This window comes from Pontibacter litorisediminis, from assembly GCF_029360645.1.
Classification (GTDB): domain Bacteria; phylum Bacteroidota; class Bacteroidia; order Cytophagales; family Hymenobacteraceae; genus Pontibacter; species Pontibacter litorisediminis.
Window position 1 is genome coordinate 634,707 of sequence record NZ_JARDUA010000002.1, and the last position, 26,395, is coordinate 661,101.

Annotated in this window: 17 protein-coding genes; 10 read left to right on the top strand and 7 right to left on the bottom strand. The window is 53.9% G+C overall.

From position 1 onward, the window contains the following. Window positions 1-54 precede the first annotated feature (54 nt). Together PXG97_RS08895 and PXG97_RS08900 are read right to left on the bottom strand one after the other, a co-directional pair. Window positions 55-1,434, bottom strand: coding sequence for a sensor histidine kinase (locus PXG97_RS08895; protein ID WP_276497408.1), 1,380 nt, complete (start codon window positions 1,432-1,434; stop codon window positions 55-57). Continuing rightward, complete coding sequence (locus PXG97_RS08900) at window positions 1,424-2,812, bottom strand: sigma-54-dependent transcriptional regulator (protein ID WP_276497409.1); 1,389 nt, start codon at window positions 2,810-2,812, stop codon at window positions 1,424-1,426. The genes PXG97_RS08895 and PXG97_RS08900 overlap by 11 nt, the downstream gene beginning before the upstream one ends. Window positions 2,813-3,069: 257 nt before the next feature. Here PXG97_RS08900 and PXG97_RS08905 point away from each other — a divergent pair, with 257 nt between their 5' ends. From PXG97_RS08905 to PXG97_RS08945, 9 genes are all read left to right on the top strand, one after another. Then, the gene (locus PXG97_RS08905) at window positions 3,070-4,356 is read left to right on the top strand and encodes an efflux RND transporter periplasmic adaptor subunit (RefSeq protein ID WP_276497410.1); all 1,287 of its coding nucleotides are present in this window, start codon (window positions 3,070-3,072) and stop codon (window positions 4,354-4,356) included. Window positions 4,357-4,506: 150 nt separating this feature from the next. Beyond that, window positions 4,507-5,208, top strand: a complete 702-nt coding sequence (locus PXG97_RS08910; RefSeq protein WP_420851760.1) for an ABC transporter ATP-binding protein — start codon at window positions 4,507-4,509, stop codon at window positions 5,206-5,208. Between the two features lie 141 nt (window positions 5,209-5,349). Further along, window positions 5,350-7,779: an ABC transporter permease gene (locus PXG97_RS08915; RefSeq protein ID WP_276497412.1), complete on the top strand. Its 2,430-nt coding sequence runs from the start codon at window positions 5,350-5,352 to the stop codon at window positions 7,777-7,779. Window positions 7,780-7,805: 26 nt separating this feature from the next. Then, window positions 7,806-10,214 (top strand): ABC transporter permease, encoded by a 2,409-nt coding sequence (locus PXG97_RS08920; RefSeq protein WP_276497413.1) that lies wholly within the window; start codon window positions 7,806-7,808, stop codon window positions 10,212-10,214. Between the two features lie 267 nt (window positions 10,215-10,481). Beyond that, window positions 10,482-12,362 carry a M61 family metallopeptidase gene (locus tag PXG97_RS08925; protein ID WP_276497414.1) on the top strand — a complete coding sequence of 627 codons (1,881 nt, stop codon included), beginning with the start codon at window positions 10,482-10,484 and terminating at the stop codon, window positions 12,360-12,362. Between the two features lie 49 nt (window positions 12,363-12,411). Further along, entirely contained in the window at window positions 12,412-13,764 is a 1,353-nt protein-coding gene (locus tag PXG97_RS08930; protein WP_276497415.1) for a TolC family protein, read from the top strand. Between the two features lie 700 nt (window positions 13,765-14,464). Then, window positions 14,465-16,765 carry a TonB-dependent receptor gene (locus tag PXG97_RS08935; protein ID WP_276497416.1) on the top strand — a complete coding sequence of 767 codons (2,301 nt, stop codon included), beginning with the start codon at window positions 14,465-14,467 and terminating at the stop codon, window positions 16,763-16,765. Further along, complete coding sequence (locus PXG97_RS08940; protein ID WP_276497417.1) at window positions 16,765-17,583, top strand: DUF4249 domain-containing protein; 819 nt, start codon at window positions 16,765-16,767, stop codon at window positions 17,581-17,583. Before PXG97_RS08935 ends, PXG97_RS08940 begins: the two co-directional genes overlap by 1 nt. A gap of 242 nt (window positions 17,584-17,825) precedes the next feature. Further along, the gene (locus PXG97_RS08945; RefSeq protein WP_276497418.1) at window positions 17,826-18,605 is read left to right on the top strand and encodes a CPBP family glutamic-type intramembrane protease; all 780 of its coding nucleotides are present in this window, start codon (window positions 17,826-17,828) and stop codon (window positions 18,603-18,605) included. A gap of 70 nt (window positions 18,606-18,675) precedes the next feature. Here the strand turns inward: PXG97_RS08945 and PXG97_RS08950 are convergent, their stop codons facing one another. The 5 genes from PXG97_RS08950 to PXG97_RS08970 all read right to left on the bottom strand — a co-directional run bounded on the left by PXG97_RS08950 (window position 18,676) and on the right by PXG97_RS08970 (window position 25,328). After that, window positions 18,676-19,488: a purine-nucleoside phosphorylase gene (locus tag PXG97_RS08950; RefSeq protein ID WP_276497419.1), complete on the bottom strand. Its 813-nt coding sequence runs from the start codon at window positions 19,486-19,488 to the stop codon at window positions 18,676-18,678. 285 nt (window positions 19,489-19,773) lie between these two features. Continuing rightward, complete coding sequence (gene sppA / locus PXG97_RS08955) at window positions 19,774-21,534, bottom strand: signal peptide peptidase SppA (RefSeq protein WP_276497420.1); 1,761 nt, start codon at window positions 21,532-21,534, stop codon at window positions 19,774-19,776. A gap of 157 nt (window positions 21,535-21,691) precedes the next feature. Continuing rightward, entirely contained in the window at window positions 21,692-21,895 is a 204-nt protein-coding gene (locus tag PXG97_RS08960) for a hypothetical protein (RefSeq protein WP_276497421.1), read from the bottom strand. A 96-nt stretch (window positions 21,896-21,991) separates the two neighbouring features. After that, on the bottom strand, window positions 21,992-23,260 hold the full coding sequence (locus tag PXG97_RS08965; RefSeq protein WP_276497422.1) for a replication-associated recombination protein A: 1,269 nt from the start codon (window positions 23,258-23,260) through the stop codon (window positions 21,992-21,994). Between the two features lie 925 nt (window positions 23,261-24,185). Then, window positions 24,186-25,328 carry an AI-2E family transporter gene (locus PXG97_RS08970; RefSeq protein WP_276497423.1) on the bottom strand — a complete coding sequence of 381 codons (1,143 nt, stop codon included), beginning with the start codon at window positions 25,326-25,328 and terminating at the stop codon, window positions 24,186-24,188. 63 nt (window positions 25,329-25,391) lie between these two features. On the opposite strand from PXG97_RS08970, the gene PXG97_RS08975 reads away from it, so the two are divergent. Then, window positions 25,392-26,288: a DMT family transporter gene (locus tag PXG97_RS08975; protein ID WP_276497424.1), complete on the top strand. Its 897-nt coding sequence runs from the start codon at window positions 25,392-25,394 to the stop codon at window positions 26,286-26,288. The last annotated feature ends 107 nt before the right edge of the window (window positions 26,289-26,395 follow it).

Consider the following 26,395-nt stretch of genomic DNA (forward strand, 5'->3'; position numbering starts at 1 on the left):
GATGAGTGAATGTGCAATTTAGTGTATACTTTATTTACTCATACAAACAATCACTCATCCACTCACTCTCCTGAGCCCCAGGCTAAAGGTTGTCTCGCCGGGCTGCGTGTGCACGCGTATGGAGCCGCCGTGCTGCCGCATGATTTGCTTGGAGAGGCTAAGGCCAATGCCTGACCCTTGCTTTTTGGTGGTGTAAAACGGGATGAAGATCTTGTCCAGCACATCCTCCGGTATGCCAGGGCCGTTATCGGTTACATCGATGCGTAACCGATCGCGCTCGTTTTCCGGAACAAAGGCCACCACTTCCACACAAGGTTTGTCGCCTTGCCCCTGGCAAGCCTCCACGCCGTTCTTGATCAGGTTGATAAGCACCTGCTCCAGCTGTTCGGCATCCGCCAATACCTCTGTCTTCTCGTCAGGCAGGTACATTTTCAGGCTGACGCGTTGCGTTTCCAACTGGTGCAGCAACAGCGTGTGCACGTTGCGCAGCAGCTCCACCACCCGCACCGGCCTTAGCTCTGAGGCAGGCAGGCGCATCAGGCGGCGGTAGTTCTTCACGAAGTGCAGCATGCCGGCGCTGCGCTTCTCAATGGTCTTGAGTCCGGCCTGCATGTCTTCCAGGACTTCCTCATCTATACTTTCCCCCTTTGCCAGTTTCGCAACCACCTCTTCCTCCAACAGGTTGTTTACCGTAGAGGTTAGCGACACGACCGGCGTAATGGAGTTCATGATCTCATGCGTCAGCACCCGTATCACTTTCTGCCAGGTCTGCAGCTCCTGCTCCTCCAGCTCTGGCTTGATGTTTTGCAGCGTCACGATTTTGATCTGCCTGCCCTGCGAGAGCAGCTCGGTGGCACTTAGGTTCAGGAGAATTTCCTCCTCATTTACCTGCAGCGTTACCAGCCGTTTTTCTTCATGGCCAATGCTGTAGAGCGCCTGCACCAGGTCTGGGCTCAGGCGCTCAAGGGAGTCTACGTGGAGCAGGTGCGGCACCCGCAACAGGGATTTGGAAACATTGTTCACCAGCTGCACCTCCCCCTCCTCATCAAAAGAAAGGATGCCCACGCCTACCTGCTCCACTATGGCCTGCAGGTAATGGTAGTGTGCCTGCTTCTCTGTTTTTACACGCAGAAAAGCCTCAGAAACGTCGTTAAAGCTTTGGTACAGCTCTTTGTAAGATGGGTTTACGCCTTCAGTGGCAAAGCGCTGGGTAAAATCGGAGTGGCGCATGGCCTGCAGAAAGCTGCTGATGTCCCGGTTGGTCCGCTCCACGAAATGAACAAGGTCGTACAGCTGAAACAGCACCAGGAAGAATAAGCAAAGTGCCGTTACGTACCAATCGGTGCGGTAGAGCACGAGCATAAGCAGCAAAACAATACACACCAGAAGGAAAAGGCGCACCAGCAGCCTTACCCTGAATCCGCTATAGACCATGTTTCTCTATTCTGCGGTAAAGGGCGGTGCGCGTAATGCCCAGCTCTTTTGCGGCATGGGTGATGTTGCCGGCGTGCTTCACCAGCGCCTTTTGTACCATCATTTTTTCCAGGGCCTCCAGCGTATAATCACTGTCGCTGATGCCACTCACCCCTTGCTGCTTGTGCTGCCCGTCCTCGCTCGGGGCGAAGTAGAAATCGTCGGGGTGCAGTTCATTGCCATCGCAAAGTATAACGGCACGCTCCATGGCATGGTCCAGCTCCCGGATGTTGCCCGGCCAGTGGTAGTCGTTCAGGCGGCGGAGCGTTTCGGTGTTCAGGCGCAGCTTGGGGCGGTCATACTTCTGCTGGTATACTTTCAGGAAGTGCTCGGCCAAGAGCCTGATATCGTCCCGCCGCTCCCGAAGCGGTGGCAGGTGTATTTCTACGGTGTTGATGCGGTAGAGCAAATCCTGGCGAAAGGTGCCTTCGCGAACCATGTCGTAGAGCGGCATGTTGGTGGCGCAGATAAGCCGGATATCGATAGGGCGTGGCTTGTTGGTTCCCAACCGGATAACCTGCCTGCTTTGCAGCACCGTGAGCAGCTTTGCCTGCAGCGACAGCGAGAGGTTACCGATCTCGTCCAGGAAAAGTGTGCCGCCTGATGCTGCCTCCAACCTTCCGGCCCGGTCTTCTTTGGCATCGGTAAATGAGCCTTTGGCGTGCCCAAAGAGCTCGCTTTCAAACAGTGTCGTGCTGACGGCTCCCAGGTCCACGATCTCGAATACATGGTTGGCCCGCTTCGACTTGCGGTGCAAGGCCCTTGCCGCCACTTCTTTGCCTGTCCCGTTCTCGCCAAGTATAAGCACATTGGCATCCGTGCCGGCCACCTTATCTATGGTCTGGTACACGCGCTGCATCGCCGGCGACACACCTATAAAGCCATCGAAGTGGTAGGCCGTGTTTTCACGCTCTGCCTTCTCCGCGCTGCGCTTGCCGCTTACGGAGGCGCTACGGTTTTGGCAGGCAGTCTTCAAAATGGCCACCAGTTTCTCATTCTGCCAGGGTTTCAGCACAAAATCGGTGGCCCCCTCCTTCAGGGCGCGCACGGCCAGCTCAATGTCACCATAGGCCGTCATCAGGATAACGGTGGTGTTTGGGGCGAGCTGCAGGATCTGCTTCAGCCAGTGCAGGCCCTCTTTGCTGGAGGTGGCGCCGGTGCTGTAGTTCATGTCCAACAGCACCACATCGAAAGCGTGCTCCTGCAAAAGCGTTGGAATGCGGTAGGGGTCTGAGGTGGTTGTAACTGTTTCGAAGTGCTGTTTTAGCAGGAGCTTTCCTGCCATCAGAATGTCTTCCTCATCATCTACCACCAATACTTTGCAGGGGATTTTACTCATAGTTTTATGTTGGTTTAGCACGGATGTATATGTAAAACTACGTTTTTTCTGTGCAATATGCCATACTTCCTGCTAAGTATAAAATGCTCGCTACGAAGTTCCTGCCTCACCGCCTGCTTGCTGTTCGCTACAGGACACCCAAGTGTACGGAACCGGACACTGCAGACATAGCATCACAGCTATACATGTTTACAATTTATTGATTTACAGTTAATTAAGTTTTATGGCACATTAATTGGCAATAGCGACATGAAACTATGAAAGACATGAATCCACGACCTCAATCTACTACTATGGATCGCGTAATCGAGAAGAAGAAAGTAACGCCGAAGAAGATCATACTCATCGCAGCCGGAGCCCTGGTACTGGTACTGGTTCTTTATAACCTGCTGTTCGCCGAGCATAGCTCCAAACTTAATGTAGACAGCAAGCGCATTACGGTAGGCCAGGTACGTGAGGGTATGTTTCAGGAGTTCATCGCCATTGACGGGGCCGTGGAACCACTCAAGACTTTTTACCTTGATATTACAGAGGGCGGTCGTGTAGAGAAAATTTATACTGATGACGGCAAAATGGTGGAGCAAGGTGATACCATCCTGAAACTGTCCAACACCACGCTCCAGATCGACTTCATGACGCGCGAGACGCAGCTTTACGACCTGATGAACGAGCGCCAGAACTCAGAGATCACCATGAAGCAGGACCTGATCCGCAAAGAGAATGACCTGGCAGAGATAAAATACCAACTGGCCCTGGCCCAGCGCAAGTATGAGCGCAACAAAATGCTGATTGAGGAGAAGGTAATCTCCCGGGAGGAGTACGAATCTGCCAAAGACGAGTATGACTACCTGAACACACGCAAGACGCTGGCGGAGCGCTCGGTAAAGCAGGACGCGCAATTGATGAACGACCGCCTGAAGCAGTTGGATGAGTCGATCCGCCGCATGGAGGCCAACATCGGCATGGCCCGCAACACCCTCAACAACCTGTATGTGACGGCTCCTTTTACCGGCCAGCTCTCTACCCTGAAGGCAGAGGTGGGCGAGTCGAAGGCGGCTGGCGAAAACATCGGCCAGATTGACGACCTGAACGGCTACAAGGTAAAGGCTAACATAGACGAGCACTACATTTCCAGAGTGCGCCCAGGCCTGAGCGGCTCCTTCGACTTCAACGGCAAGAACTACAAAGTAACGGTGGTGAAGGTATTCCCGGAGGTGCAGAACAACACGTTCCAGGTGGACATGGAGTTTGCGGATGGCGCTCCGGAAGGCATCCGTCGCGGCCAGACCCTGCAGATAAAGCTGAACCTGAACGATGGGGCACAGGCCATACTTCTGCCGCGTGGCGGTTTCTACCAAAGCACCGGCGGTAGCTGGGTGTTTGTGGTGAATGAGTCGGATGGCAGCGCCGTGAAGCGCAGCATCAAGCTGGGCCGCCAGAACCCGAACTACTACGAAGTGCTGGATGGCCTGCAGCCAGGCGACAAGGTGGTCATCTCCTCCTACGACAGCTACGGCGACATCGACCGGCTGGAGCTAAAGTAAATAGTTGATTGATGATTGTTGATAGCTTTTCCTTTTACCTACATAAAAACAACCATCAACAATTAACAACCAACCATTTATTAACCATTAGTACAAGATAAAACTAACGCATCACTTATAACAGCAAGAACCATGAGCACGCAAGAACTTATTATCGACACTCAAAACCTGCAGAAAAAGTACATTACCGATACGGTTGAAACCACTGCCCTGGCCGGGGTAGACCTGAAAATCAAACGGGGCGAATTTGTGGCCATCATGGGCCCGTCGGGCTGCGGCAAGTCTACGCTGCTCAACATTCTGGGCATGCTCGATAGCCCTTCGGCCGGCAGCTTCAAGTTTCTGGGCCAGGAGGTAGCGAATGTGTCGGAGCGCCAGCGTGCCAAGCTGCGCAAGCAGAACCTGGGCTTCGTGTTCCAGAGCTTTAACCTGATCGACGAGCTGACCGTGGAGGAGAATATTGCCCTGCCGCTGGCGTACCTGGGCTACTCCAAATCCGAGATGGCGCAGCGCACCTTGCAGGCCATGGAGCGCATGGGCATCGCCCACCGCCGCAGCCACTTCCCGCAGCAGCTGTCGGGTGGTCAGCAGCAGCGTGCCGCCATTGCCCGTGCCGTGGTGTCAGAGCCTGCCCTTATACTTGCCGACGAACCGACTGGTAACCTCGACTCGGTGCATGGCCGTGAGGTGATGCAGCTGCTTTCGGAGCTAAACGATGCCGGCACCACGGTAGTAATGGTAACCCACTCCCCTACCGACGCCGAGTACGCCCACCGCATCGTGAACCTCTTCGACGGCCAGATCGTGACCGAGAACCTGAACGTAAAGCGCCACGCCGCGGAGCTGCTGTAGGGTATTTTCATAGTATTTAGTAAAAGTGCTGTTTGTTGTGAAGGAGGCGCGATAACTCGCGCCTCTACAACAGCTCTGTCTCCTCTGCTGTAAAAGCCTGCTATTTGCCTTGTAAAGCCAAACCACTCTACCAATAAGACTATGCTAAAAAATTACCTGAAGGTGGCCTTGCGCAATCTTGCCCGCAACAAAGTATACTCTGCAATCAACATTGGTGGTTTGGCTATCGGGATAGCCGCCTGCATGCTCATCTTTCTTTATGTAAAGGATGAGCTTAGCTACGACCGCCACCACTCCAAGGCAGACAACATCTACCGCATAACCCGCGACTTCCTTTCCGACGACGGCTCTGTCAGCCTTCACTTGGCTCGTGTGGCCCCTCCTTTTGGGCCATTGCTGCAGCAGGACTTTCCTGATATTGAGGCCATAGCCAGAACTCTGCAGACTACCCTGACTGTGGAGGATGTGGAGAAGCAGAAGTCTTTCCGGGAAGAGGGCATTTTCTTTGCCGAGCCTGCGTTCGTGGACATCTTTGACGTCAACATGCTTAGGGGCAATGCCCATAAAACCTTACAGGAGCCTTTTTCAATCCTGCTCAGCGATAAAATGGCAGAGAAGTACTATCCGCACGAAGAGGCTGTCGGAAAGGTGCTAAAGCTGAATGAGACACTCACCTTCAAGGTTGCCGGCGTATTCGAATCTTTTCCGGAGAACTCGCACATGCACCCCGATTTTCTGGCTTCCTTCTCCACTCTGAACGACACCACCGTGTATGGGGCCGAGGCCCTGAAAACAAACTACGGCAACAACTCCTTTCCTACCTACCTGCTGCTGCAGTCGGAGGAGCAGGCAAAAAGCCTGCAGGCCCAGCTCCCCGCCTTCCTGGACCGCCACTTGAGCGGCACCAACCACGCGCGGAGCCGCAAGCCGTCTGAGTTCACAAACTTATACTTGCAAAAGCTGACAGACATCCACCTGAAATCTAACCTGGATTCTGAGCTGGAGGTAAACGGCGACATTGACAGCATCATGGTTCTGGGCGCTGTGGCCATTGTTATACTTCTGATCGCCAGCATCAACTATGTAAACCTGAGTACGGCCCGCTCCACCAGCCGGGCCAAGGAGGTAGGCGTGCGGAAAGTGATCGGAGCGGCCAAGCATAACCTGGTGCTGCAGTTTCTGCTGGAGTCAGTTTTGATCACTACCATTGCCACGATCCTGGCACTCGGCATCACAGAGCTTGCCCTGCCCTGGCTAAACGAATTCACAGGCAAACACATCACCACCACGCTGCTGTCTGACAAATGGGTGCTAGTGCTTGTTTTTGCCCTTCCGCTTGTGGTGGGGGTGCTGGCAGGCTTGTACCCGGCGTTTTACTTATCGCACTTCCAGGCGGCCACCGTACTGAAGGGTTCTCTGAGCAGCAGCTCTAAAAACCCAATGCTACGCAAGTCGCTGGTAGTACTGCAGTTCTCTATTTCCACTGTGCTGATCATCGCCACCGGCATTATTTACCAGCAGCTGATGTATATGCAGCAGAAAGACCTTGGCTTCGACTCAGATCAGTTGGTGGTCCTGCCAAACAGCAGCAACCTCACTCCGAAGTATGAAGCCTTTAAAGCTGAGTTGATGAAGTCGTCCGCGATACAGGGCTTGGGCAGGTCTTCGCTGGTGCCCACCGACCAGCTACTGAACTCCATGGGCGCACAGGTGAGCAAAGGCGGCAGTATGGCCCCTACCTCGGCTACGATAAAGTTTGTCACTGTAGACCACGACCTACTGGACGTATACAAGGTGAAACTGGCAGCCGGGCGCAACTTCGACCGCACGTTTGCCAGCGACGACACGGCCGCCTACATCATCAACGAGGCTGCCGCCCGCATGATCGGCTGGCACGACCCGAACATGGCCCTGGAGCAGACCTTGAGCTACGGCGGTAACAACGGGCGCATTGTGGGTGTGGTTCAGGATTTCCACTTCGAGTCGCTGCACAAAGAGATCTCCCCCATGGTGTTCCTGATCTCTGACTCGCAAGGGTATAGCAACATCTCTGTAAAAGTGGCAGGCGATACCCAAGCGGCGCTTGCGCACATAGAAGAGACCTGGCAGAAGTTCCTGCCCAAAGTACCGTTCTCCTACCAGTTCATGGATGATCTCTACGAGAAGAGCTATCAGGATGAGGTGAAGAAAGGGCAGATATTCACGATATTCTCCGGCATCGCCATCCTGATCGCCTGCCTCGGCCTGTTTGGCTTGGCCTCTTTCACCACCATACAGCGCACCAAGGAAATCGGGGTACGCAAGGTTTTCGGGGCCTCCGTCTCCGGCATCGTAGCGCTCATCTCCAAAGACTTTCTAAAGCTGGTGTTGTTTGCCAACCTGCTTGCCTGGCCAATTGCCTGGTATGCCATGCGCCAGTGGCTCTCCGACTTTGCCTACCGCATCGACATCAGCACCGACATCTTTTTACTGGCTACTGTGGTTGCCTTTGTGGTGGCGCTGCTCACCATAAGTTACCAGGCCATAAAAGCCGCATCATCTAACCCGGTGGATGCGCTACGAACAGAATAAAACGATCTTATCCAGAAACTGAAACCATGTTAAGCAATTACTTAACCGTCATGCTCCGTAACCTTGTCCGCAACAAGGTATACTCAGCCATCAACATCGTAGGGCTGGCCATCGGGGTGGCTTCCTGTATTCTGATCTTTCTGTATGTACAGGACGAGCTCAGCTATGAGAACCACTTCAGCAAAAGAGACCGCATTGCGCGCCTTGTAGGGGAGGTGGTGTTCGAGGGGCACAAAGACCAGTTTGCCGTAACGGCCCTGCCGCTGGCTCAGGCCGCGCGCGAATTCTCGGACATCGAAGCCGTGACACAGTTCAACCAGGCCGGCAAGCAAACGATCTGGTACAACGATCAGACGTTCTCCGAAGAGGACCTTCTCTTTGCGGATAGCGCTTTTTTCCAGATTTTTGACTATGAATTTCTGGCCGGCAACCCGGCTACCGCCTTGGATGCCCCCCGAACCATTGTCCTGACAGAAGCACTGGCAGACAAGATTTTCGGAGGCTATGAGCAGGCCATGGGCGAAACACTTAAGTTTAGCCGCGACTCTTACACCGTTACCGGTGTTTACCGCGACCTGGGGCACTCCCATATCAAAGCCTCGGGGCTTCTTTCGCGGGCCACGATCGATGCGCGCATCAGCGCAGAAGAGCGGAACAACCAATGGTTTAATCTCAACAACTACACCTACGTGCTGCTGCGCCATGAGGAGCAGCTACCCGCGCTGCAGAAGCAGGTTGATGCCCTGGCAGAAAACCGTATCAACCCCTGGATCAAGGAAAACCAGCTGAACGCCCACATGAACCTGATCGTGCAGCCCTTGCAGGACATTCATTTCGACAAGCGGTTTAACCATGACACTACGCCCCACGGTAACATCTCTTACGTGTATATTTTTGGGGCTGTGGCCGTGTTCCTGCTCCTGATAGCAAGTATAAACTATATGAACCTGGCCACTGCCCGCTCTGCCAAACGTGCCAAAGAGGTTGGCCTCCGCAAAGTGGTGGGCGCCGACCGCAGCCAGATTATCCGCCAGTTCCTGGGCGAGTCGGTGGTGCTTACCTTGATCGCGGTGCTGTTGGCGCTGGCCCTGGTGCAGATCTTTATCCCCAGCTTCAACAACCTGACCGAAAAGAACTTCACCTCCTACTTTTTCCTGCAGTGGCAGTTCCTGGTGGTACTGCTTGCCATTATACTGTTGGTAGGTGTGGTAGCAGGTAGTTACCCGGCTTTCTTCCTGTCCGGCTTTAAGCCCGCCGATGTGCTTAAATCAGACAAGCAGCCCAAAGGTGGCAGCGCGACCCTCCGCCGCGCGCTGGTGGTGGTGCAGTTCAGCATCTCCCTGATCATGATCATTGGCACCATTGTGGTGTTTGCCCAAATGCACTTCCTGAAAAACTCGGAGCTGGGCTTTAACAAAGAGCAGGTAATGGTAATCGATGTGCCGGGAGGAGATTCCACGCTGGTGCAACGCCTGCCAATCATCAAACAGAAGTTACTGCAGAACCCGAACGTGCTTCAGGTATCCAACTCCTATAGCATTCCGGCAGAACTTTCCAGCCGCACCCTGATGCTGGTGGAGCAAGGAGATAAAATGGTGGAAAAGACCTTTGACGTGATTGCCGTGGACTATGACTTTCTACCACTGATGGGGATTGAGCTGCAGGCCGGCCGCAACTTCTCCCGCGACATGAAAACAGATGAAAAAGAAGGCATCATCATCAACGAGGCGGCTGCCAAATGGCTTGGCTGGAGCGATCCGGTAGGCAAGAAGGTAGAAACAGGTGATGAAACGATTACGGGCAACAGCGCCAAAGTGATTGGGGTGGTAAAAGACTTCCACATGAGCTCCCTGCATACGGATGTGCAGCCGCTCGCCATTCGCCTCATTCCACAGTCGCCTGGTTACCTGCTGGCCCGCCTTTCGCCGGAGAACCAGGCCAGTACCATCAGCTTTATAGAAGAGCAGTGGCGCACCTTCGACCAGCGGCACCCTATGGAGTATTTTTTCCTGGATGAGTTCTTCGACCGCCAGTACCAGGCTGAGGAGAAGATGCTGACCGTGTTCGGCTACTTCGCTGGCCTAACCATCCTCATCGCCTGCCTGGGCCTCTTTGGCTTGGCCTCGTTCACGGCCGAGCAGCGCACCAAGGAGATCGGCATCCGCAAGGTGCTCGGCTCCAGCACGGGCAACATTGTACTGCTGCTCTCCAAGGACTTTGCCCTGCTGGTGGTGATCGCCATTGTGCTGGCCAGCCCCGTGGCCTGGTACGGCATGAGCCAGTGGCTGCAGGACTTTGCCTACCGCATCGACCTGAGCTGGTGGATCTTCGCCCTGGCTGGCCTGTTGGCCCTGGTCATCGCCCTGGCCACGGTAAGCTTCCAGGCCGTAAAGGCAGCCCTGCTGGACCCGGTAAAGGCGATCCGGACGCAGTAAACACCAAGAGTAAAGTATAAGCTATTTCTTATAAAGTTAGTTGTTTGTTGTTTGTATATGGTGAGAACCCCGGCGTTTGCGGCATGGCCTGCCGCTGCCGGGGCAATCCTCCCGGCAGGCGAGGCAACCTTTCATTCAGAAGCGGCATCTACCCATGAGTAACAGAAAAACATGCCCGGGAGGCTGGTCTACAAAAAGTGCCCATTGGTCTAAAAAAGCTATCCTTTATACTTCGTATAAGTTATATTGATAGAAACTGAACATACTATGTTAAAAAACACACTCACTGCGCTAGCGCTTTGCCTCGGCCTGCATACGGTGGCCCTGGCTGGCGATGCGCCCCAGACTACCCCTGCCCAGAAGTATAACATCACCATCAACCTGAAGAACGTTCAGAACGACCGGGTGCAGGTAACGGTACAGGCCCCGCCGATAAAAGAAAGCGAAGCAGTGTACAACATGCCCAAGATCGTGCCGGGCACCTACTCGGTTTCTGATTTTGGCAAGTTTGTGACAGACTTTAAAGCCTACGCTAAAAATGGCGATACGCTGGCCGTGGCAAGGCTGGATACCAACCGTTGGCAGATCAGCAATGCCGACAGGCTGGACAGAGTTACCTACTGGGTAGACGACACGTTTGATGCCGCCAAGCGAGAGGACGTGGTGTTTGAGCCGGGCGGCACCAACATTGAGGAAGGCAAAAACTTTCTGTTAAACACCTTCGGTTTTGTGGGCTACTTCGATGGCATGAAACAGGTGCCTTATACTTTGAACATCACGAAACCGCAGGGCTTCTACGGTTCCACGCCGCTGAAGGCCGTGGCCTCTAACGACTCTCTGGATACCTACCAGTTGCCGAACTACGTGGACCTGGCCGATTCGCCGCTGATGTATAACGTGCCGGACACTACGGTGCTGGACCTGGGAGGAACAGAAGTACTGGTGTCGGTGTACTCTCCTTCGGGGCGTGTTACGTCAGAGCCCATTGCAGCCAACGTGCAAAGTATACTGGAGGCGCAGCGCAGCTACCTGGGTGGCACCCTGCCCGTGGACAAGTATGCCTTTCTGATCTACGTACCGGAGCGCGTGGGTAAGTCGGGCTCGTTCGGTGCCCTGGAGCACTCGTACTCTTCCGTATACTTTCTGCCGGAGATGCCAGAGGCACAGTTCAGCAGCACCATCCGCGACGTGGCGGCCCATGAGTTCTTCCATATCGTAACGCCGTTGAACATCCACTCTGAGGAGATCGGCAACTTCAACTTCATTAACCCAAAGATGTCGAAGCACCTGTGGCTGTACGAGGGTGTAACGGAGTACTTTGCCTCGCATGTGCAGGTGTATGAAAACCTGTATGATGTAGACGAATTCCTTCAGAAGATCCGCGACTACATCCTCACCTCCAAAACCTACTACAACGACACGCTGCCCTTTACTACCATGAGCGCACAGGTGCTGGAGAAGTATGAGAAGGAGTACGGCAACGTGTACCAGAAGGGGGCTTTGATTGGCCTGGTGCTGGACGTGAAGCTGCGGGAGCTAAGCCAAGGCAAGTATGGCTTGCGCGACCTGATGCTGGACCTCTCCAAGACCTACGGCAAGCACAACGCCTTTAAGGATGAGGAGCTGTTCGACAAGATTGCAGAGATGACCTCTCCGGAGATACGGGAGTTTTTCGCCAAGTATGTAGAAGGCTCTGCGCCACTGCCGCTGGAGGAAACTTTCCGCAAGGTGGGCATTATCTATAAACCCAAGGGTACGCAACAGGTGATCTCCTACGGCGGTTTTACCCCTGGCTTTGACGAGGAAACAAGCAAGATAAAAGTGGCTGATACTGCCGACATGGATGCGTTTGGCAAGAAAATCGGCTTCCAGACCGGCGACCTGCTGCTGGCTTTCAACGGTACCGAAATCACCCCGGCCAACGTGCGCCAGATCATCACCGAAGACCTGCAGAACATGAAGCCCGGCACGAAGCTAACCTTTACAGTGAGCCGTGTGAACGAAAAAGGCGAGCGGAAGGAGAAGAAACTGAAGGGCAGGGCAACCGCCGTGAAGCGGGAGCAACAGCACTTGCTTGAGCTAGATCCAATGGCCACGCCGGAGCAAGTGCAGCTGCGAAATGCCTGGCTTGGGTTGGAGGAAGCCTAAGAGGCTATACTTTGCATAACGATCATTGCCACTAGTATAAAATAAAACTATGAAAAATTGTTTGACCAGAGCCCTGCTCAAAAAGCTGGGAGGGCTAACCTTATGCCTCAGTTTAGCTGCAGCCGCCAATGCGCAGGAGCCCCTAACGCTGGAAAAAAGCCTGGAGCTGGCCCGCCAGAACAATGTGGCGCTGCGCCAGGCTCGCTACAACAACACCAAGGCAGACATCAACGTGCGCCGGAGCAAGTATGCTTACCTGCCCAGCATCTCCGCCAATACCGATATAAGCCGCACCAATGGTCTAGTGTTCGATAATGTGGCTGGTGAGGTGAAGCGTGGCAACACCACAGCATCTTACCCCTACCTTGCCGGCCAGGTGGTGCTCTTCGACGGCTTTACCAAGCTGCACGAGCTAAAGCAAGCCAAACAGCAGGCACAGGCCAGCGCTTTTGCCGAGGAGCAAGCCAGGATAGATCTGGAAACAAACGTGACTGGCTTTTACCTGCAGGCGCTCGTAGATCGCGAGAACATTCATATTTCGGAGGGAAGGATTGAGCTGCTGGAAGGGCAGCTGAGCCAGATGGAGAAGCTGGAGCGTGCCGGGGTGCGGGCCATGGATGAGGTATACCAGATCAAGGCGCAGTTGGCCACTGAAAAGCTTAACCTGATCACGCACCAGAACAACTACCGCAAGGCCATGCTGCAGTTCGTGCAGGAGATGAACGTAGAAGGCACACCGGACTATGCGCTGGAAATGCCCGCCACGCCTACCGAGATAAGCATGGAGTTACCTGCAGAAGCAGAGGTGATGGCCAACGCATTGGCCTACTCGCCGCTGGTTAAATCCTCTGCCGCCACACTGGATGCCGCCAAAACGGAACTAAAGGTAGCAAGAAGCAACTTCTCCCCCACCCTTACCCTGGAGGGTATGGTTGGCTCGAACTACTCCAGCAACATTTACAAAGACCCAGAGAACGGCAATCTGAAAACGATGCCTTATTTCGATCAACTGGACCTGAACCAGCGCAAGGTAGTGGCCCTGAACCTGAGCATCCCGGTGTTTAATGGTCTGAGCCGCCATTTTGATGCCCAAACCGCCCGCCTGGACCTACGCAATGCCGAGCTGGACTATGTGGCTAGCCAGAACCAACTGCGCCAAACAGTACAGCAGGCGTACCAGGATGTGCTGGCAGCTCGCGAGAAGTACAACACCGTTACGGCTAACTTGGAATACACGCAGCGCGCTTTTGAGTCGGCTAAGCGCCGCTACGAGCTGGGCACCCTTGACTTCTTCGCCTACATGGAATCGCTCAACAACATGAACAAGACGCAGGCCGAACTGCTGCAGAGCAAGTGTGAGTTTTATCTCAAGAAGCGGATTCTGGAGCTGTATCAGGGGTAGCCCGGGTAAGGTAGAGGCGTGTGATTTTGCAGTTCCGGGTTTAACCACCCCTGCCCCTCAGAGCTGCGCTCGCTACCTTCGAACTCGCGTTCTTGGTAGTCCAAGGAGGGGAGTTCACCTCACCCCACCCCGACCTTCCCCTAAAAACAGGAGAGGGAGTACGGTTCAAGCTCCGTCAGCTGTGGCTATCGAATGTGATCCCAGTCTTTGGGTTGAGCGCCTTCCAGATTTCCGGTGCCCGAAAGGGCATTGCGACGCAAGGAGCAAAGGAAATGTAGAAGGCGCGATGCCCTTATAGAGGGCCCCTACCCCCAGGACGAGCCCTCCCGGGCTGGAGGGCCCCAAAGCCAGAGATGAAACAATCAAGGCTGTAAGGCCGTGGAGGAAAGGCAGCTAGTAAGGATAGCTTGAATCAGGTTGCAGGAAGCAGGGGCTAAGAGAGGCACAAGCATCCGCCAGGCAAGTGATGCGACCAGTGAAAAATCACCTGAAAACATGTAACCAAAGAAACTTATCGACTACTACCTATACTTCCGTAAAAGCTGTTGCTACTGGCAATGGCTTTTGCTTTTTAGGATAATTAAGCCTGCGGTTAAACCAAATATGTTTAGCCAGGGTTTACCTATATCAAGTATAAAGTATTTCAGGTTATGCCGCGATTGGCTAACTTATGCAACCACAGGCGTAATAGCTATATCCAATGCGCACCTACCATACATCCCTACTGCTTCTCTTGCTGCTGATTGCCTTGCCTGCCTGGGCTCAGAGGCAAGTGGTGCAGGGGTACGTGCGTGCCAGCAGCAATGGTGAGGCCCTGGTTGGCGCCACCGTGTCCGCCCCGGAGGCTGGCATTGGCACCATCACGGATGAAACAGGCTTTTACTCCCTAAGCTTGCCCCGGGGTGAGCATACCTTGCAAGCCACTTATATTGGCTACACCACCAGTTTCCGCACGATCAACCTGAAAGGGAACCCGAAGAGCGTGAACTTTGCGCTGGACCTGGCCACCAATGAGCTGAAAGTGGTGGAGATCCAGGCTAGCTCGTTGGAGCAGAAGCTAAACGACACCCGTATGAGCGTGGAAACACTTTCTGCCAAGCAGGCCAAGCTCTTGCCGGCACTTTTTGGCGAGGTGGACCTGATAAAGACGCTGCAGCTGAAGCCGGGGATTCAATCCGGCGGAGAGGGCACTTCCGGGCTGTATGTGCGCGGCGGCGGCCCTGACCAGAACCTGGTGCTGCTCGACGATGCCATGATCTATAACCCATCCCATTTGTTCGGTTTTTTCAGTGTGTTTAACCCGGATGCGGTGAGGAGCGTGGAGTTATATAAAGGCGGCTTTCCGGCGCAGTTCGGGGGCAGGCTGTCCTCTGTGGTGGATGTGGAGATGAACAAGGGCAACAACGAGCGCATCCGCAGCAATGGCGGTATTGGGCTTATCTCCTCGCGCCTCACGGTGGATGGCCCTATCGTAAAAGACAAGCTGAACTTCTCTGTTTCGGGCAGGCGCACCTACGTAGACATTTTCACACGGCAGCTGAACCGCATGAAGGAAGGCGACAAAGACTATAACCCCATCCCTGACTACTACTTTTATGACCTGAACGCCAAGCTAGACTACACCCTGGGAGAGAAGGACGAGCTGAGCCTGAGCGGCTACTATGGCCGCGACTTCTTCGGCTTCGACGACAGCGGCTTCAGCTTTGGCTTTGATTGGGGCAACACCATGGGCACGCTGCGCTGGCGCCATAAGTTTAACGATAACCTCTACACCACCACCTCCCTCACCTCCACCGGCTACAAGTACAACATCAACAACAAGATTGACATCTTCAGCCTCAAGCTTACGTCGGAGGTGCAGGATTATACTTTTAAGACCGACTTCGATTGGTTTCTGGGAGACGGGCACAGCCTTAAGTTTGGGGCACAGGCCACCCACCACGGCTTCACGGTGGGCCGCCTTAACTTTGAGTCTGAGGACAGCACCCTGAACTTTGGCTCCGGGAGCTCCTACCGTGGCAGTGAGTTTGGCCTCTACGCCTCCGACGACTTTGTACTTAGCCCGATGCTCTCGTTTAACTACGGCCTGCGCCTGTCCGGCTTCAACAGCAGTGGCAAAACGTATGCGGCCCTGGAGCCGCGGGCAGCAGTAAAGTATACTTTAAACGAGCAAACCTCTCTGAAGGCCAGCTATGCCAGCATGATGCAGTACGTGCACCTGCTCACCAATTCCGGCGCCTCACTGCCTACCGATATCTGGTACCCTTCCAACGACGAGGTGCGGCCCCAGCGCTCGCAGCAGGCGGCGCTGGGGGTAAGCCACCTGTTTGGCAGGGGCAGATTCCTGGTCACAAACGAAGTGTACTACAAGTGGATGCAGAACCAGATCGATTTCCGGGACGGCGCCAACCTCTTTGTGAACGATAGCCTGGAAAATGAGTTTCTGTTCGGCAAAGGCGAAAGCTACGGCAACGAGTTGTACCTGGAGAAGGTAAGAGGCAAGACCACTGGCTGGCTGGGTTATACCCTTTCCTGGACCTACCGCAAGTTCGACGGCATCAACAGCGGCAGGCGCTTCCCGGCCCGCTACGACCGCCGGCACGACATCAGCCTTGTGCTCATACACCAGCTAAACAAGCGCCTTAGCCTCACCGGCGCTTTCGTCTACGCCACCGGAAACGCTTACTCGGTACCGATCGCCAGGTTTGCTTTTCAGGATGTGGAGGGGAAGGAGCCCAGTGTGGTGCCCATCTACGAAGACCGCAACTCCTACAGGCTGGCTGCTTACCACCGCCTGGACCTGGGTGCGGTGCTGAAGCTGAAGCCAAAACGGGGCGAGGCTGACCTAACTTTTAGCGCATATAACGTGTACAACCGCCGCAACCCATACTTTGTGTACTTCGAGCAACAAAAGAATAACGATCAGACCATCGGCTTTCAGGCAAAGCAGGTGTCGCTGTTTCCGGTTATTCCGTCGGTTACCTATAACTTCAGATTCTGATGATGCGAAAGCTGCTTTTATACTTGCTGGTACTTCCGCTGCCGGCCTTCCTCACAGCCTGCGACCTGGAGAAGGACATCGATGTGGACCTGCCGAACCATACGCCACAGTTGGTGGTGGAGTGTTACCTGGAGCAGGGCAAGCATATACGGGCATCGGTGCTGGAAAGCTCGGGATATTTTGAGGAGCCTACCCCGCCCCTGGTGCCTGATGCGGAAGTATACATCACCACTCCCTCCGGCAGGCGCATCAAGCTGGAGTACAAGCCTGTTCTGGTAAAGAGCACCGGCCGCTTTTACACCCACAACTCCTCTGAGATCATGAAGGGCAAGCCAGGAGACATTTATCAGCTGGAAGTAATGGACCGCAGGGGCCGCAGGGTAACCGGCTTCACTAAAGTACAGGCCAAAGTACCCATAGAGGAAATAACCTGGAAGTTTAACGACAAAGACGAGGCTTACCTGCTCACCTCTTTTCATGATGACCCGAACATCGCCAACTATTACCGTTACATGGTGCACGTAGACAGCCTCAGTGGCGGCTCCGACCGCGACATCGTGCTATCAGACGAGCTGACAAATGGCAAGCGCGTTTCGTTAGGTTCTTCTTATCGGTATGACGAGGGCGACAGCCTGATCGTCACGCTCTACCACATTGAGAGGCAGTACCACGACTTCCTGGCGTCAATCTCGGATGCCAAGGATGCGAACGGGAACCCTTTTGCCCAGCCGTCTCAAATAAAGTCATCGGTTGATGGAGGTATCGGTATATTTACGAACCTGGCTTATAACCGAAAGGCTGTTGTGATCAGGAAATAGTTACGGTCCCTGCCAAGAATTTCCATGCGGCTCCACCCAACGGGAGCCGCTTTTTTTTGTTCCTCCTAACCTTGAGCGTTCAGCAAAAGTATAAATATCTGCTAGTTAACTTGTTCTTACCGGCTGTATGCCATACTCACACCAACTACTACAGACGTTTTAAAAAGTACTTCACACTTTAAATATATAAATATATTATTTTTTATTTATATATTACCATACGCAAGTACAACATCGAACCTATGAAAACACCATTGTTTTATACGGCCCCGCCTGCCTTTGTCGCTCCACCGGCCTTTAAAGAAACCCTTCAGAGCCTTTGGGCGTTTGCGCGGCGGCCAAGGTTGCTCAGGCGCGAGCACAATGTGGTGGAGGTTAAGCTGCCGCTCATTTTCCAGCTTGCGTTGGTCGAATTGGTACTGCAAACGCTGTTGTTTGTTGCGCTTGCGTTGCTGTACAGCACCCTGGGGCTAGAGTATTTGGGTGCCGGTCTTTCAAAGTCTTTCGACGCTAGCTTTCCTTTTCTACCGCTTTTTGTAGCTGCCGTGTTGTTGGCCCCGGTTACGGAGGAACTCATTTTCAGGCTGCCCCTGGTCTTTTCCGGAAGCTATCTGCTGGTCGCTTGCATTACGTTTCTGGTGAGTTTTGGTCCGTCCTTAGCACATGCCTTTGGAGTGCCTTTGCTGTATTATTTTATTGCTGCGGCACTGCTATTGGCCATGGGTGCCTGGCTGTTGGTTTCGCGGCAGTTACGGGTAAGGCTCCACCTGTTCTGGAGGAAGCACTTTGGGTTTGTCTTTTATACTTCCACAGCCGTGTTCTCACTGCTGCACCTGCTTAACTACCAAGGCAGCACCTTACCGTTCGTTATGCTCCTGCCGCTGTTGTTACCTAAGTTTTTGGCAGGCATATTTTTAGGCTACGCGCGCCTGCGGCTGGGCTTAGGCTGGGCCGTAGCGCTACACATGTTCAGTAACTTTGTTATACTACTCCTGCTGCTGGGGTACTGGGCGAGAATCTAAGCATATAAAAAAGGCCTGAAACATACATATGCCTCAGGCCTTTTAGGAGATCGTTCCTCAAAAACTCCTGCTACGCACGTCTCACCAGCTCGCGAATCAGCAATGTCATGCGGGGCTCCGCAATAGCGGCGGCCTCTAAAATATCTGCCAGCACCACTTTCTTGATGCGGTCGGGCGTGCACATATCCGTGATCACAGAAACAGCGAAAACGGGCATACCCATGTGGCGGGCCGCAATTACCTCCGGCACCGTAGACATGCCCACGGCGTCCGCACCTATGATGCTTAGGTAACGGTATTCGGCCGGTGTTTCCAGCATTGGGCCAGGCACACTTACGTATACCCCCTCCTGTACGGTAAAGCCGGCGTCCTCGGCAATTACCATGGCTTCACGCACCATGTGCTCGTCATACACCTCGCTCATGTCCGGGAACCGCGGCCCCAATTCGTCCGCATTCTTACCAATTAGCGGGTTGCTTGGCTGCAGGTTGATGTGGTCTGTGATCACCATCAGGTCTGAGGTGTTAAACTGCGGGTTCAGGCCACCGGCAGCGTTGGACACAAAGAGCTTCTGCACCCCCAGCAGCTTCATCACGCGTACCGGAAACACCACCTGCTCCATGCTGTAGCCTTCGTAGAAATGGAAGCGGCCCTGCATTACCACCACCCGGCGATCCGCGAGCCGCCCGAAAATCAGTTTGCCAGAATGGCTCTCTACCGTAGAAACCGGGAAGTTCGGGATTTCGGCGTAAGGTATGGCATGAGCCACCTCCAGCTCGTTTACCAGCGCCCCCAGGCCGGTGCCAAGTATAATTCCGAACTCCGGCGCAAAGTCGCCAATCAGTCTTTTAATATGCTCTGTGGATTCCCGTAGTTGCTGCATCGTATAATTTTGAATGAGTGAATGAGCGAATGGGTGAATCAGTTCCTACCTTTCGCAAGACGAAGTAACACGTTTGCCTTGTCTGCTAAAATGACTTTCATCATGCCCCTTATATACGCTCTGCCTAAAATTCATACTAGTGAGCTACCATCAGATGCAGCCACCCGTATAGGTGGGCAAGTTGCAAAAAAATAGCAAGCCCTGAAAACAAAAGCGCCTCCAGGTCGGTGTCCTGGAGGCGCTTCTTATACTTGTACAGAGATCCTGAGTTACACTCAATCCGTGTTACTCTACCGTCATTTCGTACGGCATGCGGGCCTGGGCTCCCACCAGCGTGGAGACTTTCTTGTAGAGCTTGTAGTATGGGTACAGCTCTCCCATCTCTGCCTTGATGGCCTGTTCTTTGGCTTTGGACCCCATATCGCCCATCAGCTCATCGAAAAATGATTTGCGGGCCGGCAGCTCCTTCAGGCGGTAATCGTCTTCTACCCCTGCCCTTTTCACAGCGATGGCAATGGCTTCATCCAGGCCACCGTACAGGTCCACCAGCTTGCGCTCCTTGGCTTCGGTACCAGACCAAACACGGCCGGAGGCATACTCCTTCAGCTGGTCCTGCGTCATGTTGCGGCCCTGGGCGGCTTTGCTTGTGAACACCTCATAGATCTGGTCGATCTGGTGCTGCATGATTTCTTTTTCCTGCTCCGTCATGGGGCGGCTAATGGTCGGCATGTCCGAGAACTTGCCGGTGCTTACGTGGTCCACCGTGATGCCCAGCTTATCGTTCAGGAAGCCCTGCATGTTAGGAATCACGCCGAATACGCCAATGCTACCCGTAATGGTGTTAGGGTGCGCCACAATGGTATCGCAGCCCATGGCAATGTAGTAACCGCCCGATGCCGCCACATCCGACATGGAGGCAATAACAGGCTTCTCTTTTTTAGCCAGCTGCACCTCACGCCAGATGATATCCGAAGCCAGGGCGCTACCACCCGGAGAACTGATGCGCAGCACGATCGCCTTCACATTTTTATCCAGGCGGGCCTCCCGAATCGCCTCGGAGTAACGGCGGCCGCCGATGTTGTCCTCATCACCCTCGCCATCCACGATATCGCCTTCGGCATAAATCACGGCAATGCGGTTTTTGGAGGTGCTGATGTTCTCGTCTTTCACCTTCTTATACTTGGAGAGCTGCACCAGCTCCAGTTTGTCCTTGTCTTCGATGCCGATCTGCTCCTTCATGTACGAAACAGCCTCGTCGAAATAGCCGATGTCGGTAATGAGCTTATACTTCTTCGCATCCTCCGGATCACGCACCAACAGGTTATCCTGCACGGTCTTCAGCTCCGCAGGCGCAATGTTGCGGGTTTTGGCTATTTGCTGCAGCTGGTAGTTGTTCATGGAGTTCAGGAAGGAGTTGAGCTGCTCTCGGTTTGCCTCACTGGCCTTCTCCAGGAAGAAAGGCTCCACAGCGCTCTTGTAGGTTCCTACCTTAAAGATCTGAGCCTCGATGTCCAGCTTGTCGAGCAGGCGCTTAAAGAAGTACAGCTCGGAGCTCATGCCGTTAAACTCTACGGTGCCCATGGGGTTCATGTAGATTTTATCAGCCACAGAAGCCAGGTAATAGGCTTTCTCAGTTGAAAGGTCGGTGTAGGAAACGATAAACTTGCCGGACTCCTTAAAGTCGATCAGGTCGTTTCGGATCTCCTCCAGCTTGCCCATGCCGGCATCGACATAGGTCATGTTCAGGAAGATGCCCTTGATGTTATCGTCGTTCTTGGCGCGGCGGATAGAGGCCTTGATCTGGTCCAGGCCGTCGGTGCTGGAGAAACCGCCAAACGAAAAGCCAAGTTCAGAGAGCGGGTCTTTCGGGTCACGCTCCGATATGGGTTTGTCTAGTTTGAGTTCCAGCACAGCGTTGTCGGCTATTTTCACTTCGTCGCCGGAGCCTACGCTGGCAGCAATACCAATCAGCAACAGAATGCTGATGAAGAAGAATATGAGCAGGCCTACAATGGTAGCCAGCACATATTTCAGGAAGTTTAGCATGGTATGTTAATGGTTTAAAATTGGTTCGTTTTACTTCAGGAGTACTATACTCCTATACTTGTTAAGCAAATTTAGAGCTTAAAGTTCATCTGCCCCGCCCCAACTCGACCAACCACGCCTATTTATAGACAAACCTATGCCACTAAAAACCGAGAACTTATGGTAATGTAAAGTATTTTGGAATATCGGACAAGCTTCCCGCCCAATAAGGCCGCATGCCCAGGTAGCGCCTCCGGAAGTATATCAGCGCAATAGTGCCTGCCACCGTCAGGATACCGCCAAAGGCGTAGCCCAGCAGCCCCCACACAATGTAGAAGGCAACCAGCGCTACAATAGAAAGTATAAACACCACTCTGCTCATGTTTGGTTGTTGGTTGGTGGTAGATGGTCCTTCGCCCGTTCTTTTCCTGCTCGCACTGTTATAGTTCGTTGAGTTCGAACAACAAATACCCAAAAACTAATACCGGTATTTCTTCCCCCACTGTGCCTGCAGCTGCTTGAGCAGGTCGCGCTCGCGGGCGTTACTGCCGGGCTGGTAAAGGGCGGTGTTGCTAAGCTCCTGCGGCATGAACTCCTGCTGCACGAAATTGCCTTCGTAGTCGTGGGCGTACTTGTAGTTGTTGCCGTAGCCGATTTCCTTCATCAGTTTGGTTGGGGCGTTGCGGATATGCAGCGGCACGGGCAGGTTTCCGGTTTGCTGCACCAGTGCCCGCGCGGTCTTGATCGCTTTATAGCTGGCATTGCTCTTAGGTGAGGTAGCCAAATATATTGTGCACTGCGAGAGGATGATCTCCGCCTCCGGGTACCCGATCATCTGCACTGCCTGGAAGCAGTTGGTAGCCATCAGCAGCGCGTTGGCATTTGCCAGGCCGATATCCTCGGAGGCAGCAATGAGCAACCTGCGGGCGATGAACTTGGGGTCTTCGCCGCCCTCGATCATGCGGGCCAGCCAGTACACGGCCGCATTAGGGTCGGAGCCGCGGATAGACTTGATGAAAGCGGAAACCAAATCATAATGCATCTCCCCGCTCTTGTCATACATCACGATGTTCTGCTGCGCCACCTGCTTTACCAGCTCGTTCGTGATCACGACTTCATCGGCCTTCACGCCCTCTGCCACGATCTCCAGCAGGTTCAGCAGTTTGCGGGCATCGCCGCCGGAGATGGTCAGCAGCGCCTCATACTCCTGTACCCGAACCTTACGGTACTGCATCCACTCGTCCTGCGCCAGCGCCTTGTCCACCAGCTCTATTAGTTCATCCTTGCTCAGGTGCTTCAGAATATATACCTGGCAACGCGACAGCAAAGCCGAGATCACCTCGAACGACGGGTTTTCAGTCGTAGCGCCTACTAGTGTTACTACGCCCTTTTCCACGGCCCCCAGCAGCGCGTCCTGCTGCGACTTGTTAAAGCGGTGGATCTCGTCGATAAACAGCACCGTGCCCTGCCGTTTCTTGGCCTGGTCGATCACTTCCCGGATGTCTTTCACGCCGGAGTTGATGGCGCTCAGCGCCACAAAAGGCACTTTCATCTGGTTGGCGATGATATTAGCCAATGTGGTTTTGCCCACGCCAGGAGGTCCCCACAAGATCATACTTGGTATTACACCGCCCTCTATGTAGCGGCGCAGGATGCCATCAGGCCCTACCAAATGCTTTTGCCCATAGTACTGATCGAGGTTGTGGGGCCGCATGCGCTCGGCCAAAGGTATGTTCGGGTGATTCATCTGCTCTCTTCTTTCTCCGGAATCGGTTAAAGACAAAGCTACGAATTTGCAGGCAAAGAGGTAAGTATAAAACCGCGTGGTTTGTTTCAACCGGCCTTCCGAAGTGCAAGCGTCCGCTTGTGTTGTTGCTGCTTTAGCTGCCGCTCTCTACAACCGGAACGAGGTTATCCCTTCGCTGCCGTGGGCATGTAACCGGTGCCTTCCTCGCTGTTTCAAACATCCTTTTCCGTAACTTTTCTACTGCGGATTTCTTAATCACTGTAAGCCATACTTGCTTTGGTTATCTTCATACTTCTCTGGCGCAAGCGTCCGCTTGTGCCTTGCTTAGCCGCTGTTTCCCCGCTAGCGCGAACTTGTAGCTCGTGCTTTCTCTATTGCCACTGCTTCCTACAACTCGACACAAGCTATCCATACTAGCTACTGCTTATCCACAGCCTTACAAGCGGCTCTTTTCATAGCCAGCTTTGGTGCTCTCCAGCCCGAGAGGGCTCGTCTTCGGGCATCGCGCTGGGAGCTTTTCCTTTGCTCCTGACGTCGCAATGCCTCACTGGCGTTCGGCACCGGAAAAACTCGCATAGGCGCACAACCCAAAGACTGGGAACATTTTGATAGCCACAGCTGACGGAGCTTGAACCATACTCCCTCCCCTGTTTTTAGGGGAGGGTCGGGGTGGGGTAAAGCCCCCCTTGGAAGGGAGCAGAGGGATGGTAATCTCCTGCGGGCAATTCCCCTCTTGGGAGGGGCAAGGGGTGGGTTTATACTTCTGCTGATGCTACTCCAACTGCCATGAAACTTATGACTTGAGCAGCAGCAATGACAAGCTCTCCTCATGGGGTGGGGGCCATCGAAAAAGCTAAGGAGGGGCTGGGGTGGTTGGACCCGGTGCCGCAACGCTCCCTTCCCCCTACTTAATAAATGGGTAAATTTACTTATGCGGGGGCTCTATCTTATTTTGCTCCTCCAGCTTTTTGCGCACACTGTCGCTGCGCCTGCGCAGTACCGGCAGGTCCATCGGGCTGTGCTCCGGCCGCTCATCGCCGAACAGCACACCCCACTGCTTAAACTGCTCGGTGCGGTCGAACACCACCTTCAGCATGGCAATAACGGGGAGGGAGAGGAACATGCCGGCTATCCCTGCAATTTCGCCGCCCAGCACCACCCCCACAATGGTGGCCAGCGCGTTGATCCTTACCTTGGAGCCCACGATGCGCGGCATCAGGATGTTGTTGTCCAGGAACTGCACCGCCGCAATGGTGCCCAGCACCGCCAGCACCGGCCAGAGCTCCTCCGAAGAAGCCAGCGTCAGCAGCACCCCAATGATGTTGCCCAGCAGTGCGCCCACGTACGGGATCAGGTTCAGAAAAGCGAAGATCACCCCGATCAGTAGCGCATGCTTTATGCCGATGATCATCAGGATGCCGCCCAGAAGAATGGTCATGTAGGTAACCTGTATCAGCAGGCCGAAGAGGTAGCTTTTGATGATCACCTGTATCTCATCCAGCGTTTCCTCTACTTTCTCGTGCCGCTCCCTCGGGAACCACAGGAACACAAAGCGCAGCAGCAGATTCTTGTAAAACAGCAGCAGGAAAATATAGATAGGCAGCAAACCAAGGAACACCAGCGTGCCCGTAACACTTCCGGCCACGCCCCCCAGCAGGTTGCCAGCGTAGTTCAGCAGGTTATTGCTCTGCTCCCGGATAAACGCCGTTTGCTCCTGCGTAGAGATAGGCGTTTTGCTACCAATCCACTCGCTCAGGGCGTTCAGGTGGTTCATCACATTTTTCTGGATGGTGGGGAAGTCGCGGATCAGAATGCTCATCTGGGACGAGAAAAACCAGACGATGCCCCCCAGGATGATGATGAGCGCAAGCAGGCTGATACCAATGGCCACGGCATCGGGGAAGTGGCGCTGCCGGAAAAACCGGTAGATTGGGAGCAGCATAATACTGATAAAAAATGCCATCAGCAGCGGGGCGAGCAAGTCTTTGCCTAAAACAATGATCCACCCCAGGAAAAAAAGCCCGGTTATTTCAATGGCCCTCCGGACCGTCAGCGGCAGTTGGTTCATTTGTGTATCTCTTCTCTTTTGTCCTTATACGGCGGGAACAGAAATAGCACGTACCTTTGCTGGATGAACAAACAATTACAGGTGCACGGGGCTCTTTTTCTGGTGGCTCTGATCTACGGAAGCAACTACAGCGTAGCCAAAGCAGTAATGCCTGCCTACATGGGGCCATTCGGGCTGATCGTGATTCGGGTGGTGTCGGCAGCGATCTTCTTTGGCTTTTTCAGCAGGCTGGTGACAAGAGAGAAAATCGTAGGCTGGAACGACAACCTGCGCGCCATACTTTGCGGCGTAACGGGCGTGGCCATTAACCAACTCTGCTTCTTTGCCGGCTTAAACCTAACGGCACCCATCAACGCGGCCCTGCTCATGGTCATCGTGCCGGTGGTGGTGCTGGTGTTCTCAGCCATTCTCCTGCGCGAGCGCATCAGCAAGCGGAAAGTGGGGGGTATCGCGCTGGCTTTTACAGGTGCTTTTCTGCTCATTTACACGTCCAGCAGCGAACATACGACCGGCAACCTTTGGGGCGATTTGCTCATCATCCTGAATGCTACCTCCTTTGGTTTATACCTGGTGCTGGTAAAACCCTTGATGCAGAAGTATAATGCCTTTACTGTCGTAAGCCGCATTTTCACGGTTGGCGCTATCATTGTGGTTCCGTTTGGCTGGCAGCAGGTGCTGGCGCCAAATTATGGTTCCTTCCCTACCTCAATCTGGGTGGCTATTGCTTTTATGGTGATTGCGGTAACCATCATTGCCTACCTGTTTAACACCTGGGCCTTGCGTTATGCCAACCCCTCGTTGGTGGGTGCCTACATTTACCTGCAGCCGGTGCTGGCTATATGTATAGCCATCGGGGTGGGCAAGGATGTGTTTACACTTCAGAAGGCGCTTTATGCTTTGCTGATCTTTGCCGGCGTATACCTGGTGAGCCGCACACGGCAGACAGTGACGGAGGGATAAGCCTAGACCATAAAAGGGGACCCGCTTCAATGGGTCCCCTTTTTGTTCAGCTTTACTGGTTACTTTGTCAGCACCAGCTTTTCGCGGTACAGGTGGTTGTTTACCGA